Below are 16,610 nucleotides of genomic sequence, written 5' to 3'. Positions count from 1 at the left end.
TTCAATAGACCCGAAAACATGCAAAAAGAAGAGGCAGTGCCTCTCCTTATGATGGCATATTTAATTAAAAATGGCGATAAGATGATGGTAACGGTAACGCTACTTATTAGCTTGCACTAGGTTTGTTCGGTCCCAAGACATATACGGTAATGCCTTTTTTCCTTCCGAACTTATTGGCAACCTTTGTACTATCAAAGTATACGTCAATTTTGTTCCCTTTAATCGCACTGCCTTTATCCTCAGCACGGCGGAAACCGATTCCTTCAATATATACCCACCAGCCAATAGGAATAACCTTCGGATCAACGGCTATCGTACGCCCTTCTTGTACGCGCGCACCTGATGCCGTAATTCCGTATTGCGGATGTCCAACATCCTTGCCTGTTGAAGCCACTCCTGCAGAGTAGGCCGTCAGCGTGACATTCTTAAGCACTTTCTTCGCGTTGAACGTTACTCCGCTTTTCGTTAACGCTGCAATGCTCGGGCTTTTGCTCGAGAGCACCGTTACCTTAGGCTCTGCCTTCTTCGTACCGATCGCGACGACCTGATCAACTGCAGCTGTCTCGACAACCTTGCTGACCATCTTCTTCGAAATAAGAACGCCGTCCTCGTATTGCTTCTCGATGCTCTCTACGATAAGACCCTGCTTGCCAGTTTGCACAAGCTTCTCCTTGCCCGCCGCAAGTGTCGGATCCGACTTTTTCACGATAGAGAATGGCATCGCGCGTTCGGTCTCTGACACCTTCGTGTCGACGCGAACAACCGTTACCGTCAGCTCCGCATCCAAAACCGTATGTAGCGGAGGAGTGACTTTATCTTGACCACGAACTGGAATATGTAATTCCTCGATCGCTGCCTGTACTGTTCTTTCTGTCGTGTACACAGTAGAGGTCTTGCCATCAGCTTTCACAATTACCGGTATCGCATGAGTTACCTCGATACGATCTCCGTCCTTTATTGCCGCATTAAGCGGTATGGACACCTCATCATGTGGTCCAATTGCGATAGCTTGTTCATCCAGTAGGCGTTGCAGGACCCATTGCTTCGTTTCCACAATGGTTTCTTGTCCGTTCACTACTACGGAGACGCTTTTGACAGCCGTTCCGTACAACAACACCAAAAACATGAAAGTCATAGCGATTGAGATAGTAGCACTCAAAAGAATCAAACGCAAGTTTTCACGCTTCCATCGCAATGCGAAAGACATGCTGGATGATCGTTTCCCATGGGTGTCCTTTACCTGGAGTATTCCCACTTCATCGGTCCTCCTTCATAGCCCCGCCGCCAAGTGTTACGCATGATACAACTGACGCGACTATAGTATATTGGCGTGCAAGCACGCAGTCCAGTATTGCTATATCGACCCTCCCACCCCCATCTTTAATCCCTATGTCGACATATTTCCGATTATTCGAAAATAAAAAGAAGCCGTCGACAGAGGATCTGTTTCGTGGCTTCCCGAGTAATTGTTTACACTGGGATACAGAAAAATGGATGCACGAGGTTGATCACTCTCTATAACGCTTACGAGGTTAGCTGACGGATTCGGGCAAGAGAGCCGCCCTATTCTTAACGCAATGCTCATGGCAAAGGCTTCGAAATTCACCCCTGAAGAATTCAAAATACGGTACAATAACCCGCACCTGGTTCCCCCGCTCTCCGATTGGAGATTAAGCGCAAACTGGAAATCCAATACAAAATGTTAATGCTCTGAGATGAATCATACCCTCATAAGCGGTCAATTGTAAAGATACGATAAAAGACGATTTAAGCGAAAAAGGTGGATAAAGACGGAATAATTAAGCGATAATCACGATAAAAATCACTTTTTACGCGCTAAAGGTCTTTTATTCTCTTCATTTCTCTCTTTTTTATACAATCCCAAAACATTTTTTACCGTTCTCGGTCGTAATTGCGCCTATTTCATCTACCGTTTTACCCAATAACTGGGAAGCCGTCTCTGCGACGAGCGACACATAAGAGGACTCGTTTCTCTTCCCTCTGAAGGGGTGAGGAGCCAAATACGGGGCATCCGTTTCAATCAAAATCCGGTCGAGCGGAACCTGCTTAAGCACCTCTTTCGGTACCCTTGCATTTTGGAATGTAACCGGCCCTCCGAACGAAATATAAAAATTCATATCCAAGCATTGTTTGGCCGTTTCCCAGCTGCCTGAGAAGCAGTGCATGACGCCCCCGACCTCTGCAGCGTTTTCCTCTTGCAAAATGCGAATGACATCCTCATGCGCATCGCGATTATGGATGACAATCGGCTTTCCTACCTTGCGGGCAAGACGGATCTGCTCCCGAAATACGCGCTGCTGGACATCTTTTGGCGAAGTATCCCAGTGATAGTCGAGACCAATTTCGCCAATAGCAACAACCTTTTCATGCGAGCAAAGCTGCTCGATCCATTCTAAATCCCCAGGACGCATGTCAATACTGTCAACGGGATGCCAGCCTACCGCTGCATAAATAAAATCATATTTCTCGGCCAGCGCCATCGTCGTAGGAATGGTTTCGCGGTTAAAGCCGATATTGACGAGCATATGCACGCCTGCATCCTTTGCGCGCTGAATGACCTCGTCGCGATCCTCATCGAATTTATAGGAGTCCAAATGGGTATGTGTATCAAAAAGCAATGTCATGTATGTGTCAGCCTCCATTAAGCAAGTTTGAATAGGTTTTTTAATTTATCAGGAATTAAGTGTATGTTGCTCTTGAGAGGCTCCTCCGGGTAATACAAATGGTATTCACCCTGATGAAGCCCCGTAATTGAACGAACAATGTCGGATTTAGCAGATATTTCACCTATTTCATCCTGTTCGTCTAACAACAAAATCGGCGCTTTTTCTTTCTTTTCGCCTTCTTTTTTATCTGGTCGATAAACGTCATACGGCAGGTCAAAAGGAAAATCAATCTCCATATGATAATCGGGATTCATACCTATAGAAGAAAAGCAATCGCTGATTTCATTTAGAAGTGCTTCATCAGGATTATCAATGGTTATATATTTATATAACCGGCGGTTCATAAACCGGCTGCATAGATCGCTTAGCAGGGGATCCCGCTCCTCCGCCCACTGCGTGAAAGCCGTTTGAACCAAAGCCTCATCCAATTTTAAATAGTCTTGGACCGTCATCGTATTATGAATAAGCCCCTTAATCGGCTTCGGTATCCAATCAAATACATACCCACCCACATAAAGTTCCTGCGCTCTACGAAATATTTGACGTAAAATAATCTCAGAGCTTCTTGTAACTGGATGGAAGTAAATCTGCCAATACATTTGATAACGAGACATCAAGTAATGCTCTACCGCGTGCATTCCGCTCTCTTTGACTACAATTTTCCCTTTATAGGGACGCAATACGCGCAAAATGCGTTCTAAATCAAAGTTGCCGTAATTAACGCCGGTAAAATAAGCGTCTCTTAATAAATAATCCATGCGGTCCGCATCCATTTGACTGGATATTAAGCTTACGACAATTGGCTTTGGATATGTTTTTTGAATGACTGCCGCTACCTGTGCAGGAAACTGCTCCGAAACTGCCCGCAGCACTCGATTAATTTCTGTATCCTCCAGCACGATTTTACATGTCCACTCTTCATGGTCCGTGTCGAATACTTCTTCTAAGGAGTGGGAGAACGGACCGTGACCGACATCATGAAGCAACGCTGCGCAAAGTGAGACTAATCTTTCCTCAGCAGGCCAATCCGGATACCCGTGTCGTTCGAACTGGGAGATAATTTTTCGTGTAATTTCATATACGCCAAGCGAATGGGAGAACCGGCTGTGTTCGGCACCATGGAATGTTAAATAGGAGGTTCCTAATTGACGTATCCGCCGCAGCCTTTGAAACTCTTTTGTATTGATTAAATCCCAAATTGTTTGGTCCTGAACATAAATATAATTGTGGACAGGATCCTTAAAAACTTTCTCTTCCGTCAGCTGTTGCTTCATCGTCTCTCAACTCCTTTGTTCATATTTTCGACACAAAAATCGAATATGGTGTCGAATAGTGTCGTAAATTAGTTTCCAAATTGTCGAAGCTGTTGTATTCTATTACAGAGTAATATGGCCTTACTATCTAGTCAAATACTTATGATTACGGGATTTATTGGCAATATTCTTAGTTGACTATTCTGGTAATCGTTGGTATTATAGTATTCATAAAAGTAAAAACTATGTCGAACGATGACGAAACGTATTTTGAGAGGGGCAATGATAGATTATGATGAAATCTACTGGTATTGTTCGTAAGGTTGATGAACTGGGACGGGTCGTTATTCCAATCGAATTGCGTCGTACACTCGGTATAGGCGAAAAAGACGCGCTTGAGATTTATGTAGACGGCGAGCGCATCATGCTTAAGAAATATGAGCCTGCATGTATCTTCTGTGGTAATGCAGAAAACGTTTCTTATTTCAAAGGAAAAATTGTTTGCCATATTTGTTTGTCAGAGATGCCAACACCTGTGACAAAATAAAAAAAATAGGTTATACTGTACTTATCAACTTGTTAATTCTAACCTTTTTTATACTCCTTGTTGCCTTCCTGCGCTTGAACCCGGCCAGGAAGGTCTTTTTTTGTCTATTTTTCTCTCTAGAAACATTTTCTATCTATTTACTTCATTATATACATCCCGTTTCGGCAATCCGCGATCCAAAGCGACCCTTTTGATAGCTTCCTTCCGGTCATGCTGTTCTTCATAATGAGCGACATGCGCAGCAAGGTCTAGTTCCGACCACCATAATTCGTTATGCGGTTGATCGCTTGCTCCTATCCCATCTGCCCCCTCGACTACTATGCAAAACTCGCCTAGCGGCGGATGCTCTGCAAACCATTCCATACATTCTGTTACATTGCCGCGCACTGCTTCCTCATGACGCTTTGTTAGCTCTCTCACGCAAGCAATCTGCCGATCGCCAAGACATTCTTGAAGTACAGCCAGCGTTTTGATGATCCGATGAGGAGATTCGTAAAAAAGGAGGGTTCCTCTCTGGCCTTGCATGTCCAGCAGCCATTTCGTTAACGATTTTTTTTCTCGGGGCGGAAACCCCGCAAATAAAAAACGTTCGGTCGGCAAACCTGAAATAATAAGAGCAGACAATGCTGCATTTGCTCCGGGAACCGGGATAACCGCAATGTTATTTTCAATCGCATCCTTTACCAGGTCAGCGCCGGGGTCTGAGATAGCGGGCAATCCCGCGTCGCTTACTAATGCGATTGACTGCCCCTCCAGCAGCAATCTAATCAGCTCGGGTCCGCTTGCCCGCTTATTATGCTCGTGATAGCTTACAATTCGAGTCCCGATATCAAAATGAGTAAGCAGCTTACGCGTTTGCCTTGTATCCTCCGCCGCGATAAGCTGTACCTCCTTCAACGTGCGTATTGCACGAAAGGTCATATCTTCGAGATTGCCTATTGGCGTTGCAACTAAATAAAGGCTGCCACGCTCTTCGCTGGCTGCATCAGAAAAACTTTTTTGTATATTCAAACGATCTGCACCCCGTTTTCATAAACCATAATCGGTGGAAGTAGCTTAATATCAGGTTTTCCATCCCGCATAGCTTCTATTAATACCATGTTAGCCTCCGCTTGTGCATGCGGATGCACAAATTGAATGCGCTTTGGCTCAAGTCTCCATTTGCGCATAGTCGCTACGATATCGAGCAGCCTTGACGGACGATGAACCATGGACACCTTTCCGCCAGGCCTTACGAGCCGTGAGCATGCTTCTGCCACATCATCCAACGTACAGTGGATCTCATGCCTAGCAATAGCATAATGCTCATTTTCATTCTGATCGCCTGCCGTTACCGGCATGTAAGGCGGATTAACTGTTACGGCGTCATAAACGCCATTCCCGGCAATCTTTGGATATGATTTCAGATCTTGTTCAATGACCGTAATCTGTTCTGTCAGTTGATTAAGCACAACGCTTCTTCTGGCCATATCCGCCAATCTTGGTTGAATCTCAACCGCATCGATTCGTGCATTCGTCCTTGTAGTTAGAAGCATGGGAATGACTCCGTTCCCCGTACAAAGATCCACGATCCGCCCATGCTTCGGTACGCTTGCAAAGCGAGAGAGCAATACGGCATCAAGCGAGAAGCTAAAAACCTCTCTGCTTTGTATGATTTTCAGGCCTGATTCCGTCATAAGGTCATCAAGCCGTTCATTCACTGCTAAAGTAATTTGTTCCGACACGATTTAAGCCGCTCCTTTTGAATTGTCGATATGCTTTTCTATATTTTTCATGGTCTGGTTAATAAAAATACCGCCCTTTGCGGCAAGGACGGCATGTCGATACGGATTCCATTATTTATTTAGAAAGGATAGACAGAACAAACAGTCACCCTCCGTCCGCAAATGCCCGTAATAAACGTTGCATATGTGGAATCCTTCGTGATACAGCCGGGTCAAATTATCATGGCCTTCTCCAATCGCTACGCTCGCTTCCGCGAATGTTTGGTTGCTGGAGACTTGAACCACTTGATTGGCTCCCGATTTCTTGCCTTTAGCCGGTGCTTTAACTACTTCACGCTCCAGCTCTGCTTCTCTCTTAAACAACTGACGCAGCTGGTTGTTCTCTTCACTAAGTCGCTTATTATCCTCGAGCAGCTCTTTAACCTTCTGCTTCAAATCCGTAAGCTCCTTATGGAACACACCTACTTGGTTATCCAGCTCGTCCATTTTTGCGAATATATTGTTCTTCTCCAAGTTCCCACCCCAGAGCTTCAAGCGTGAGTGTAACCTCACCCGTGAGAATCGCACTCTGCCGCTTATTTGATGACGACATCATCCATCGACAGTTCTTTCGGTTTACCTGGTGTATCAAATAACTGAACATACACGCTTTTGGTAGATGTGTTAATACCCGTTACTTTACCTTCACCATATGAGGTGACTACGAATTTACCAATTGCCGGAAGCTCTTCGCGAATGCTTTCGTAATTGTCGTGCTCATATTTAAGGCAGCACATAAGGCGTCCGCATAACCCGGAAATTTTTGTCGGATTAAGCGATAAATTCTGGTCTTTGGCCATCTTGATCGATACGGGCTCAAAATCGCCCAGCCAAGAGGAACAGCATAATACCCGTCCGCAAGGTCCAATTCCGCCTAGCATTTTCGCTTCGTCCCGAACCCCTATTTGCCTGAGTTCGATACGGGTACGAAAAACGCTGGCCAAATCCTTGACTAACTCACGGAAGTCGACTCTACCTTCTGCCGTAAAGTAAAAAATAATTTTGTTGCGGTCAAACGTAAATTCTACGTCAACTAGCTTCATGCGAAGCTGGTGACCTTTAATCTTTTCAAGACAAGTAGAAAACGCATTTTTGGCTGCTGCGCGATTTTCTTCGACAACTTTTGCATCGACATCGCTTGCAATGCGTATTACTTTCTTAAGAGGAAGAACGACATCCGATTCACCGACTTGCTTCTGTCCCACCACCACTTTTCCGTATTCGATTCCCCGTGCTGTTTCAACAATAACATGTTGCTCCTTATCCACGGGATGCTCAACTGGATCAAAGTAATAGATCTTGCCCGCTTTCTTGAAGCGAACACCGATGACATTATACAAGAATTAGCCCTCCTGTAAGTTTACCAATAGTTGCTCAAACGCGAGCTGCGGCGTAACATTTGCACGCATACGCTTACTCGCTTCTAAAGTGTGTTCGATGCAGGACACCCACCCTGCGAACGAACGATCAAAAGCATGCTTGCTTATCCATTCCAACTGATCTATAAAAACGATGTTGTCCTGCCTGCCGGCCTGGAACTGTATCAAATCTTTAAACCATATAACTAATAACGACAACAGCAGCTGTGTATGCTCCACTAAATCTGTTTTAAATAGCTGTTGTCCAGCAGTGATCATCGCCGCGGTGAATCGGGTCAAACTCTCCTTACCTAATTGTATCACTAGGGTTCTGATTTCTGCAAACTGATTCTGCTGGAGAAATTGTCTCGCGCCTTCCAACCCCGATGTTAATTGCACAACCGTTCGGGCTAAAACAGATGGAGCACCCTCCGCAATTAGCGTCTGCAGCATGCATTCAGGAGACATAGGCAAGAATGGAACCCACTGCGTACGGGATTGAATCGTAGGAAGGACGGCTTGTCCATTGTCCGTTATCAAAATAGCCACGACAGGCGACAACGGCTCTTCTAGAAACTTGAGCAAGCTGTTCCCCGCTTGCATCGTCATTTTGTCGGCCTGCTCGATCATGTATACTTTCCGCTTCGTTCCGCTATTGCGATAAGAAAAATCGCGCTGCAACTCCCGAATTTGGTCGATTTTTATCGATTGGCCATCGGGTACAATCGTGGTTAAGTCCGTTTGGTTTCCATGCTCAAACTTTCTGCACTCCAGGCATTCTCCGCATGAATCCGCGCCGCCAGCCGTGCAGAACAACGCTTTAGCGAATTCGCGAGCCATTGCCATACGCCCGGTACCCGACGGTCCGTTAAATAAATAAGCGTGAGAGATTTTACCGCTTTGCAGAGCATGCGACAAAATCCTCTGCGCTTTCCATTGCCCTGGTATTTGTTCAAGGCTCATCGTCGTTCCTAACCTTTCCCTGCTCTCTTCTCATTAAAATAACAAATTAATTAGAAGACCCCGTATCTCACCGATCCTGTTAAGCAAATCAATTCTTCCTTGCTCGCTGTCCAGTAAATCCTCGGCCATTGCGACGAGTGTGGCATCTATTTCATCCAGCAGTTTATATCGCTTGATTCTTCCTCTTCGATCAAAGCCTTTGACTTCCTTTAGAACGACTCCCCGTCGTATGGTGTCCTCCAAAAACTGCTTGATCATCTGGCGGTAGAGTTTTAATTCGCGTACAGTCATTATTCTAGCCAATCGCTCGCCTTGTCTATGAATATCCTGCAGTTTTTGTTGAAGCTGCTCTTGGGTACGGTCCGCATCCTGTTGAATCATGACGTCGGCAAAGTTTTTTGGCTGAACCTGCTTGGTCGAAGCGTCATTGTTGGCACGGTTTTGCCCTAAAGGCCGGAACCCTTGATCTATTTTCATGTTATGTCACGCCCAATCAGAAATGCTCAAATCGTTCAACTGGCAATACGAACACCGCTGCGCCCCCGACCTGTACTTCAACAGGGAAAGGAATATAGGAATCTGTTGATCCGCCCATCGGTGAAACCGGTGTAACCAGCTGATCGCGCACCTTACAATTTGCATTAATGACCTGCAGCACCTCATGTACTCTTTCGTCTTCAATACCAATCATAAAGGTTGTGTTGCCTGCTCTTAAGAATCCGCCGGTACTTGCAAGTTTTGTTGCTCTAAAGCCCTCACGGACAAGTGCATTCGACAATCGGTTGCTATCCTTATCTTGAATAACCGCAATTACTAATTTCATCTTCATTCCCCCTTGACTACTATTAGAATAGGTTATTAATATCTTGCGTTTCGCAACTCCCCATCTTCAGGAAGTCCATTCTATAAAATTAGACATTGGTTGCAAGAAATCCTGCAAAGCGGCTGTCAATTGCCGATAAAACGTCATGAAACACCTTTTCAGGACTTTGTTCGGCATCAATTCGCATCATTCGTACGGGGTTCTGCTGCAGAAGCTGCAAGTACCCTTCCCGTACCTTTTCGTGAAAGGAGTGCTTTTCTAGATCCAACCGGTTGATCTCCCGTTCGGCCGCTTGCGATATACGCCTTAGGCCTACTTCCGGAGACACATCCATATAAATGGTCAAATCCGGCATAAGATCTTGAATAGCGAATTGATTAATTGCCCACACCTCATCCATCCCAAGCCCTCGAGCATGCCCCTGATAAGCGAGGCTGCTGTCTACGAAACGGTCACAAATGACCATTTGACCTTGTTCAAGCGCAGGCGCAACCTTTTCCACAAGATGCTGCCTGCGAGCAGCCGCATAAAGCAGCGCTTCCGTTCTGGCATCCATGGCGACATGCTCACGGTCCAAAATAACGTTTCGAATTTGTTCCGCAATCGGGATGCCTCCGGGTTCTCTTGTCGTGGTGACCATTTTCCCCCTCTGAAGCATCTTATTCGATAGCTGTTCAATCAGTGTCGATTTGCCGGCTCCCTCGCCGCCTTCTATGGTAATGAAAACACCTTTTCTCAAACTAAGGCTTCTCCTAACGTTTATGTTAACTATACTTTCTTCTATATTAACAAAGCAGTACCCCTTGTACAATGAAGAAATGCCTCATTCATCAAAAGCATCGCGCATTCCGGTTGATTTTGGATATACCGCTATGGTTTTCATTTTTAGATCAACTGCGCCTTGAAACTTTGTGCCTGCGGAGGAAAGCTGTTGGAGATGCTTGATCATCTCTGGGGTTATTATTTCCCCTGGATACAAAACCGCAATGCCCGGCGGGTACGGCGTTACCATCTCAGCCGATATATGGTGTTCAGCATCATGCAATTGTATGCGTTCGCTTGTTTCATTTTTAAACTTGCCTCTTGCAAACGAAACAGGCTCAGAAATGCTGGTGTTAACGGATACGCTCGCTATAGAGGAAATAGTTACTCTCCTTACTGGAACAATCGCTTCACGGTTTTCCTCTCTAACCATTTCCTCAATAGCCTGCTGCAGCCTTTGTATGTCCATCATTGAGGTTTGAATACCAAGTATAAGCACTACATATTGCGGATCTGCCATCTCTGCAAAGCATCCATGGCGTTCCAATTGCTTCTGAAGCTCATATCCGGTCCGAACGCCGCTTCCATCTTGAAGCACAATTCGCAAGGGATCAAAATAAAGATTCAATTCCCCGTCAGCCTGAATATTCATCTCGGTTACATTCGTTTGCTGCTCACTCAACCATCGTCGAAAAGCTGCTGCCGAATCTAGGCTCTGTTGGAACATACTTTCACCTAATGTATCGATCATTGCGCGGGAAATATCCATAGAAGCAAGAATTGGGAATGATGGACTTGAGCTTTGGATCATCGCTAGTGACTGACGCAATATCTCTCTTGAAATTCGGTTGCCCTGTATATGAAGCATTGCCCCCATCGTTAAGGCTGGCAGCGTCTTATGCGCCGATTGCACAACAGCGTCAGCGCCCTCGGATATCGCAGATTGAGGTAATAAATGATGCATCCCAAAATGAGCGCCATGTGCCTCGTCAATCAGAATAGGTTTGTTTTTACGGTGGACAGCCTCGACATAGGGCCTCAGCTTTACACCCATTCCATAGTAATTAGGATTTGATAAAAAGACAGCCTTAGCCTCAGGGTATAAGACGAGAGCATCTTCTACTTGCTGGACAGTAGGGATTGTCGCTATACCGGATATAGGTTCAACTTGCGGCGTTAGAAATACAGCCTTCGCACCTGCTAATTTTAATCCATTCAAAATCGATTTATGAACATTTCGCTGTACGATGACAATATCGTCCGGTTCACATACGGTAAGCAGTAGAGCAATATTACCCGATGTGCTGCCGCCCACCAAAAAAAAAGTATCCTCGGATCCAAATGTATTTGCAGCCATCTGCTGCGCTTCCTTTATTGAAGCTTCTGGATGATGCAAATCATCGGTCGAGGTGAGTTCGGTTACATCAAGCCGCATAATGTTATAAAAATACTCCATTAAATCATTCTTTATCTGTTCGCTCCCAAAAGATTGTCTAAGCGCTTGGCCGCCATGATGCCCAGGCACGTGGAACCCTATCGAATTCGAATGGGCATGTCTGACTAACGCATTATAAATTGGAGCATTGAATGGCTTCATTGTATCTCGACATTCCTTTCAAATAAGCATACATGCAGACCTTCCTCTTATTGTACCTTATTAAAGCGCAAAAAAAAGAGCAGCTTCTGTAGTCAGAAACCGCTCATGCATTTTCACCCAAAAATATTTGCTTCATTTGATGAATGAAGAAGGGGTATTTCGCATCTTTAACATCTGTTTTAACCATTTCCTCTTCACAGCTCTCGCAGATAAAACCGGTAACAATTCGAATGCCTTGTCCCTCTGCCTTTTTCTCATTGCAAATATTACATTGATACTCGCGATTATCGTTCATAACAATCCCCGCTTTCGGTTTGATGCTATATAGCTACTAGTATGACACATAGTCTATCTATTTATACTTGTTTCATAGCACATTTCAAATATTTATATATCGTATGCCCCATCTGGGCTAATGGTTACTCATTCAGCGAAATTTTTCAACACAAGTATGGATAGTTCGCTCGCAAAAACCGATATAGTAAACGAGAGTCCACGTAATTTTGAAATAGAAAGGACGTCCAACCATGCGTCAGAAATTATCTGAGCAAAAAAATGCCACCATTTATCAATACCAGCTTGTGAAGCGAAAGGTAATACGCCCTGAGCTTATCCAAAGCCATTTGCTTATAGCGGCCATATTATTGGCTTTTCAAATGCTTATGTACCAAATGGACGGTTTATTTTCATGGTTATTCGGGTTCGCAGTCGTTCAAATCATACATATCGCAATTATGCTCCTTACGTTCATCAGTGTAGATGAAGCCGCTGACCGTAAATGGATCTGGCGCATTACACCGCCGTGGATTGGATTTAAGCCTGCCAACGATATTAAGCTGCTGCTATTCCGCCGAGTTCATCGGCATATGTTTTGGATCGGCCTGTGCGCCATTGCTCTTCTATACCCTTGGGTTAAAGAATCATTGATGATAAGTATCGTGAGCTGGCATTTATGGCTGCTTACTCCCCGTTTACTTCTTTCCTTCTCTTTCCGTAAAGAGCAGAAGGATGGCGTGCTTCGACTCGAGGCGCGTGAAGCATCCTATTACCGTAGATAAAACAAAGGCCTTAGAAGCTCAAATAGAGCACTCTTAGGCCTTGTTTTAATTCCTCGATTATTTATAGAAACAAAAAACCGATCGCATCACATGCGATCGGTCTCTCGTGCTTGGCGACGTCCTACTCTCCCAAGACCCTGCGGTCTAAGTACCATTGGCGCTGGAGGGCTTAACGGTCGTGTTCGGTATGGGAACGCGTGGTTCCCCTCCGCCATCGCCACCAAACGTAGCGTATTGCACGCTGAAAACTGGATACGAAAGTTAGGTTTGCTGAAACCTTTTTAGCTGCTGTCTGCCGGATGTATGGGTCCATGCAAACGTTTTAGGATAAGCCCTCGACCGATTAGTATTCGTCAGCTACACACATTGCTGTGCTTCCACCCCGAACCTATCAACCTCGTCGTCTTCAAGGGGTCTTACATACTGGGAAATCTCATCTTGAGGGGGGCTTCACGCTTAGATGCTTTCAGCGCTTATCCCGTCCGTACTTGGCTACCCAGCGGTGCTCCTGGCGGAACAACTGGTACACCAGCGGTACGTCCATCCCGGTCCTCTCGTACTAAGGACAGCTCCTCTCAAATTTCCTGCGCCCGCGACAGATAGGGACCGAACTGTCTCACGACGTTCTGAACCCAGCTCGCGTACCGCTTTAATGGGCGAACAGCCCAACCCTTGGGACCTACTTCAGCCCCAGGATGCGATGAGCCGACATCGAGGTGCCAAACCTCCCCGTCGATGTGGACTCTTGGGGGAGATAAGCCTGTTATCCCCAGGGTAGCTTTTATCCGTTGAGCGATGGCCCTTCCATTCGGTACCACCGGATCACTAAGCCCGACTTTCGTCCCTGCTCGACTTGTAGGTCTCGCAGTCAAGCTCCCTTATGCCTTTGCACTCTTCGAATGATTTCCAACCATTCTGAGGGAACCTTTGGGCGCCTCCGTTACATTTTAGGAGGCGACCGCCCCAGTCAAACTGTCCACCTGACACGGTCCCTCTGCCGGTTTCACGGCAGCAGGTTAGAACTCCGATACGATCAGGGTGGTATCCCAACGTCGCCTCCACACAAGCTGGCGCTCATGCTTCTCAGGCTCCCACCTATCCTGTACAGATCGTACCAAAGTCCAATATCAAGTTACAGTAAAGCTCCATGGGGTCTTTCCGTCTTGTCGCGGGTAACCTGCATCTTCACAGGTATTAAAATTTCACCGGATCTCTCGTTGAGACAGCGCCCAAGTCGTTACGCCATTCGTGCGGGTCAGAATTTACCTGACAAGGAATTTCGCTACCTTAGGACCGTTATAGTTACGGCCGCCGTTTACTGGGGCTTCGGTTCACAGCTTCGGGTTTAACCCCTAACCGCTCCCCTTAACCTTCCAGCACCGGGCAGGCGTCAGCCCGTATACTTCGCCTTACGGCTTCGCACAGACCTGTGTTTTTGCTAAACAGTCGCTTGGGCCTTTTCACTGCGGCCCCCTCGGGCTATAAACCCTACCGAGGCACCCCTTCTCCCGAAGTTACGGGGTCATTTTGCCGAGTTCCTTAACGAGAGTTCTTCCGCGCGCCTTAGCATGCTCTGCTCGCCTACCTGTGTCGGTTTGCGGTACGGGCACCTTCACCTGGCTAGAGGCTTTTCTTGACAGCCGGAGTACATGACCTTCGCTACTATAATTTTCGCTCCCCATCACAGCCCAGCCTAATAGTGTGCGGATTTGCCTACACACTAGCCTCACTGCTTGGACGGGCTATTCCATCAGCCCGCGTCACTGCCCTTCTGTGTCACCCCATTGCTCATAACGGTTTACGGTGGTACAGGAATTTCAACCTGTTGTCCATCCACTACGCCTTTCGGCCTCGCGTTAGGTCCCGACTTACCCTGAGAGGACGAGCCTTCCTCAGGAACCCTTAGGCTTTCGGCGGACAAGATTCTCACTTGTCTTTTCGTTACTCATACCGGCATTCTCACTTGAATACAGTCCACCAGTCCTCACGGTCCAACTTCAATCCGTATTCAACGCTCCCCTACCCAAGTACCATATAGGCACATGTCATAGCTTCGGTGGTGTGTTTAGCCCCGTTACATTTTCGGCGCAGAGTCACTCGACCAGTGAGCTATTACGCACTCTTTAAATGGTGGCTGCTTCTAAGCCAACATCCTGGTTGTCTTTGCAACTCCACATCCTTTCCCACTTAACACACACTTGGGGACCTTAGCTGATGATCTGGGCTGTTTCCCTCTTGACAATGGATCTTAGCACTCACTGTCTGACTCCCGAGTAGCACGTCTATGGCATTCGGAGTTTGACTGGACTTGGTAACCCTTGGCGGGCCCCGCACCCAATCAGTGCTCTACCTCCACGACGCTCATTCCTCGAGGCTAGCCCTAAAGCTATTTCGGGGAGAACCAGCTATCTCCGAGTTCGATTGGAATTTCTCCGCTACCCCCACCTCATCCCCGCACTTTTCAACGTGCGTGGGTTCGGGCCTCCAGTGCGTGTTACCGCACCTTCACCCTGGACAGGGGTAGATCACACGGTTTCGGGTCTACGACCACGTACTTATTCGCCCTATTCAGACTCGCTTTCGCTACGGCTCCGTCTTCCCGACTTAACCTTGCACGTGATCGTAACTCGCCGGTTCATTCTACAAAAGGCACGCCATCACCCATTTAACGGGCTCTGACTTTTTGTAAGCGCACGGTTTCAGGTTCTTTTTCACTCCGCTTCCGCGGTGCTTTTCACCTTTCCCTCACGGTACTGCTTCACTATCGGTCACCAGGGAGTATTTAGCCTTGGCAGATGGTCCTGCCGGATTCCGACGGGGTTTCACGTGTCCCGCCGTACTCAGGATCCGTCTCGGAGAGTGCTTGCTTTCGGTTACAGGGCTTTTACCTGCTCTGGCGGGCCTTTCCAGACCTCTTCGCCTACCAAACACCTTTGTAACTCCATGTGAGACGTCCTACAACCCCAAGGAGCAAGCTCCTTGGTTTGGGCTAATCCGCGTTCGCTCGCCGCTACTGACGGAATCACTATTGTTTTCTCTTCCTCAGGGTACTTAGATGTTTCAGTTCCCCTGGTATGCCTCTTATCAACCTATGTATTCAGTTGATAGTAACTGTCCATTACGACAGCTGGGTTTCCCCATTCGGAAATCCTCGGATCAATGCCTGCTTACGGCTCCCCGGGGCGGTATCGTTGTTCGCCACGTCCTTCTTCGGCTCCTGGTGCCTAGGCATCCTCCGTGCGCTCTTACTAGCTTAACCATTTGCTCGGGTGATCGCTCACCTTCGCTTCTAATAAAAACAACTAAAGGATGTTTCAGCAATTCTTTTCTTTCGTTATCCAGTTTTCAAGGTGCAAAGTAAATCACAGCGGAGCCTTTCGGCTGCTGCAAAGGTGTAAATATAACACCTGCTTGGCGACGTCCTACTCTCCCAAGACCCTGCGGTCTAAGTACCATTGGCGCTGGAGGGCTTAACGGTCGTGTTCGGTATGGGAACGCGTGGTTCCCCTCCGCCATCGCCACCAAACGGATGACATGACTTACATTGAAAGAGGATTAATCTTTCAAAACTGACAACGAGTAAGCGATAAACTGCCAAGTTTATCCGAACCTCATCGGGTCCGGGTATTTCCTTAGAAAGGAGGTGATCCAGCCGCACCTTCCGATACGGCTACCTTGTTACGACTTCACCCCAATCATCTACCCCACCTTCGACGGCTAGCTCCCTTGCGGGTTACCCCACCGGCTTCGGGTGTTGTAAACTCTCGTGGTGTGACGGGCGGTGTGTACAAGACCCGGG

Annotated in this window: 15 protein-coding genes, 4 rRNA genes and 1 riboswitch (1 of these 20 running past the window's edge); of the genes, 2 read left to right on the top strand and 17 right to left on the bottom strand. The window is 46.8% G+C overall.

The window, feature by feature from the left end:
• Window positions 1-106: 106 nt before the first annotated feature.
• From ACN6MW_RS14160 to ACN6MW_RS14150, 3 genes are all read right to left on the bottom strand, one after another.
• Window positions 107-1,255, bottom strand: coding sequence for a ubiquitin-like domain-containing protein (locus ACN6MW_RS14160; RefSeq protein WP_419875948.1), 1,149 nt, complete (start codon window positions 1,253-1,255; stop codon window positions 107-109).
• A 251-nt stretch (window positions 1,256-1,506) separates the two neighbouring features.
• Window positions 1,507-1,687, bottom strand: a riboswitch (cyclic di-AMP (ydaO/yuaA leader).
• A 184-nt stretch (window positions 1,688-1,871) separates the two neighbouring features.
• Window positions 1,872-2,639: a TatD family hydrolase gene (locus ACN6MW_RS14155; RefSeq protein WP_419876349.1), complete on the bottom strand. Its 768-nt coding sequence runs from the start codon at window positions 2,637-2,639 to the stop codon at window positions 1,872-1,874.
• A gap of 23 nt (window positions 2,640-2,662) precedes the next feature.
• Window positions 2,663-3,961, bottom strand: a complete 1,299-nt coding sequence (locus tag ACN6MW_RS14150) for an HD domain-containing protein (protein WP_364154810.1) — start codon at window positions 3,959-3,961, stop codon at window positions 2,663-2,665.
• A gap of 271 nt (window positions 3,962-4,232) precedes the next feature.
• Here ACN6MW_RS14150 and ACN6MW_RS14145 point away from each other — a divergent pair, with 271 nt between their 5' ends.
• Complete coding sequence (locus tag ACN6MW_RS14145) at window positions 4,233-4,487, top strand: AbrB/MazE/SpoVT family DNA-binding domain-containing protein (RefSeq protein WP_028609554.1); 255 nt, start codon at window positions 4,233-4,235, stop codon at window positions 4,485-4,487.
• 129 nt (window positions 4,488-4,616) lie between these two features.
• On the opposite strand, the gene rsmI is transcribed toward ACN6MW_RS14145, so the two are convergent.
• From rsmI to ACN6MW_RS14095, 10 genes are all read right to left on the bottom strand, one after another.
• Window positions 4,617-5,498 (bottom strand): 16S rRNA (cytidine(1402)-2'-O)-methyltransferase, encoded by an 882-nt coding sequence (rsmI, locus tag ACN6MW_RS14140; RefSeq protein WP_419875947.1) that lies wholly within the window; start codon window positions 5,496-5,498, stop codon window positions 4,617-4,619.
• A complete protein-coding gene (locus ACN6MW_RS14135; RefSeq protein ID WP_419876348.1) occupies window positions 5,495-6,163 on the bottom strand; it encodes a tRNA1(Val) (adenine(37)-N6)-methyltransferase in 669 nt (222 codons plus the stop codon). Before ACN6MW_RS14135 ends, rsmI begins: the two co-directional genes overlap by 4 nt.
• 159 nt (window positions 6,164-6,322) lie before the next feature.
• Window positions 6,323-6,724: an initiation-control protein YabA gene (locus ACN6MW_RS14130; protein WP_419875946.1), complete on the bottom strand. Its 402-nt coding sequence runs from the start codon at window positions 6,722-6,724 to the stop codon at window positions 6,323-6,325.
• Window positions 6,725-6,786: 62 nt separating this feature from the next.
• A complete protein-coding gene (locus ACN6MW_RS14125) occupies window positions 6,787-7,590 on the bottom strand; it encodes a PSP1 domain-containing protein (RefSeq protein WP_053373398.1) in 804 nt (267 codons plus the stop codon).
• Window positions 7,591-7,593: 3 nt separating this feature from the next.
• A complete protein-coding gene (holB, locus tag ACN6MW_RS14120) occupies window positions 7,594-8,571 on the bottom strand; it encodes a DNA polymerase III subunit delta' (RefSeq protein ID WP_419875945.1) in 978 nt (325 codons plus the stop codon).
• A gap of 33 nt (window positions 8,572-8,604) precedes the next feature.
• A complete protein-coding gene (locus ACN6MW_RS14115; RefSeq protein WP_364154821.1) occupies window positions 8,605-9,048 on the bottom strand; it encodes a YaaR family protein in 444 nt (147 codons plus the stop codon).
• 16 nt (window positions 9,049-9,064) lie between these two features.
• Complete coding sequence (locus tag ACN6MW_RS14110; protein WP_364154823.1) at window positions 9,065-9,394, bottom strand: cyclic-di-AMP receptor; 330 nt, start codon at window positions 9,392-9,394, stop codon at window positions 9,065-9,067.
• 88 nt (window positions 9,395-9,482) lie between these two features.
• Window positions 9,483-10,133, bottom strand: a complete 651-nt coding sequence (tmk, locus tag ACN6MW_RS14105; protein WP_419875944.1) for a dTMP kinase — start codon at window positions 10,131-10,133, stop codon at window positions 9,483-9,485.
• Window positions 10,134-10,217: 84 nt separating this feature from the next.
• Complete coding sequence (locus ACN6MW_RS14100; RefSeq protein ID WP_419875943.1) at window positions 10,218-11,753, bottom strand: aminotransferase class I/II-fold pyridoxal phosphate-dependent enzyme; 1,536 nt, start codon at window positions 11,751-11,753, stop codon at window positions 10,218-10,220.
• A gap of 103 nt (window positions 11,754-11,856) precedes the next feature.
• Complete coding sequence (locus ACN6MW_RS14095) at window positions 11,857-12,048, bottom strand: sigma factor G inhibitor Gin (protein ID WP_364154830.1); 192 nt, start codon at window positions 12,046-12,048, stop codon at window positions 11,857-11,859.
• Window positions 12,049-12,280: 232 nt separating this feature from the next.
• Between ACN6MW_RS14095 and ACN6MW_RS14090 the strand changes: the two genes are divergently transcribed.
• Entirely contained in the window at window positions 12,281-12,811 is a 531-nt protein-coding gene (locus ACN6MW_RS14090) for a transposase (RefSeq protein ID WP_419875942.1), read from the top strand.
• Window positions 12,812-12,919: 108 nt separating this feature from the next.
• On the opposite strand, the gene rrf (ACN6MW_RS14085) is transcribed toward ACN6MW_RS14090, so the two are convergent.
• The 4 genes from rrf (ACN6MW_RS14085) to ACN6MW_RS14070 all read right to left on the bottom strand — a co-directional run.
• A 5S ribosomal RNA gene (gene rrf / locus ACN6MW_RS14085) occupies window positions 12,920-13,036 on the bottom strand.
• A gap of 98 nt (window positions 13,037-13,134) precedes the next feature.
• A 23S ribosomal RNA gene (locus ACN6MW_RS14080) occupies window positions 13,135-16,070 on the bottom strand.
• Between the two features lie 150 nt (window positions 16,071-16,220).
• Window positions 16,221-16,337, bottom strand: a 5S ribosomal RNA gene (gene rrf, locus ACN6MW_RS14075).
• Window positions 16,338-16,447: 110 nt separating this feature from the next.
• Window positions 16,448-16,610: ribosomal RNA gene (locus ACN6MW_RS14070) — 16S ribosomal RNA — on the bottom strand; it runs 1,385 nt beyond the window's last position.
• Together the 16S, 23S and 5S rRNA genes form the textbook arrangement of a ribosomal RNA operon.

It is taken from the genome of Pristimantibacillus sp. PTI5 (assembly GCF_048572955.1).
GTDB lineage: Bacteria > Bacillota > Bacilli > Paenibacillales > Paenibacillaceae > Pristimantibacillus.
This window is presented reverse-complemented; position numbering and strand designations above follow the sequence as displayed.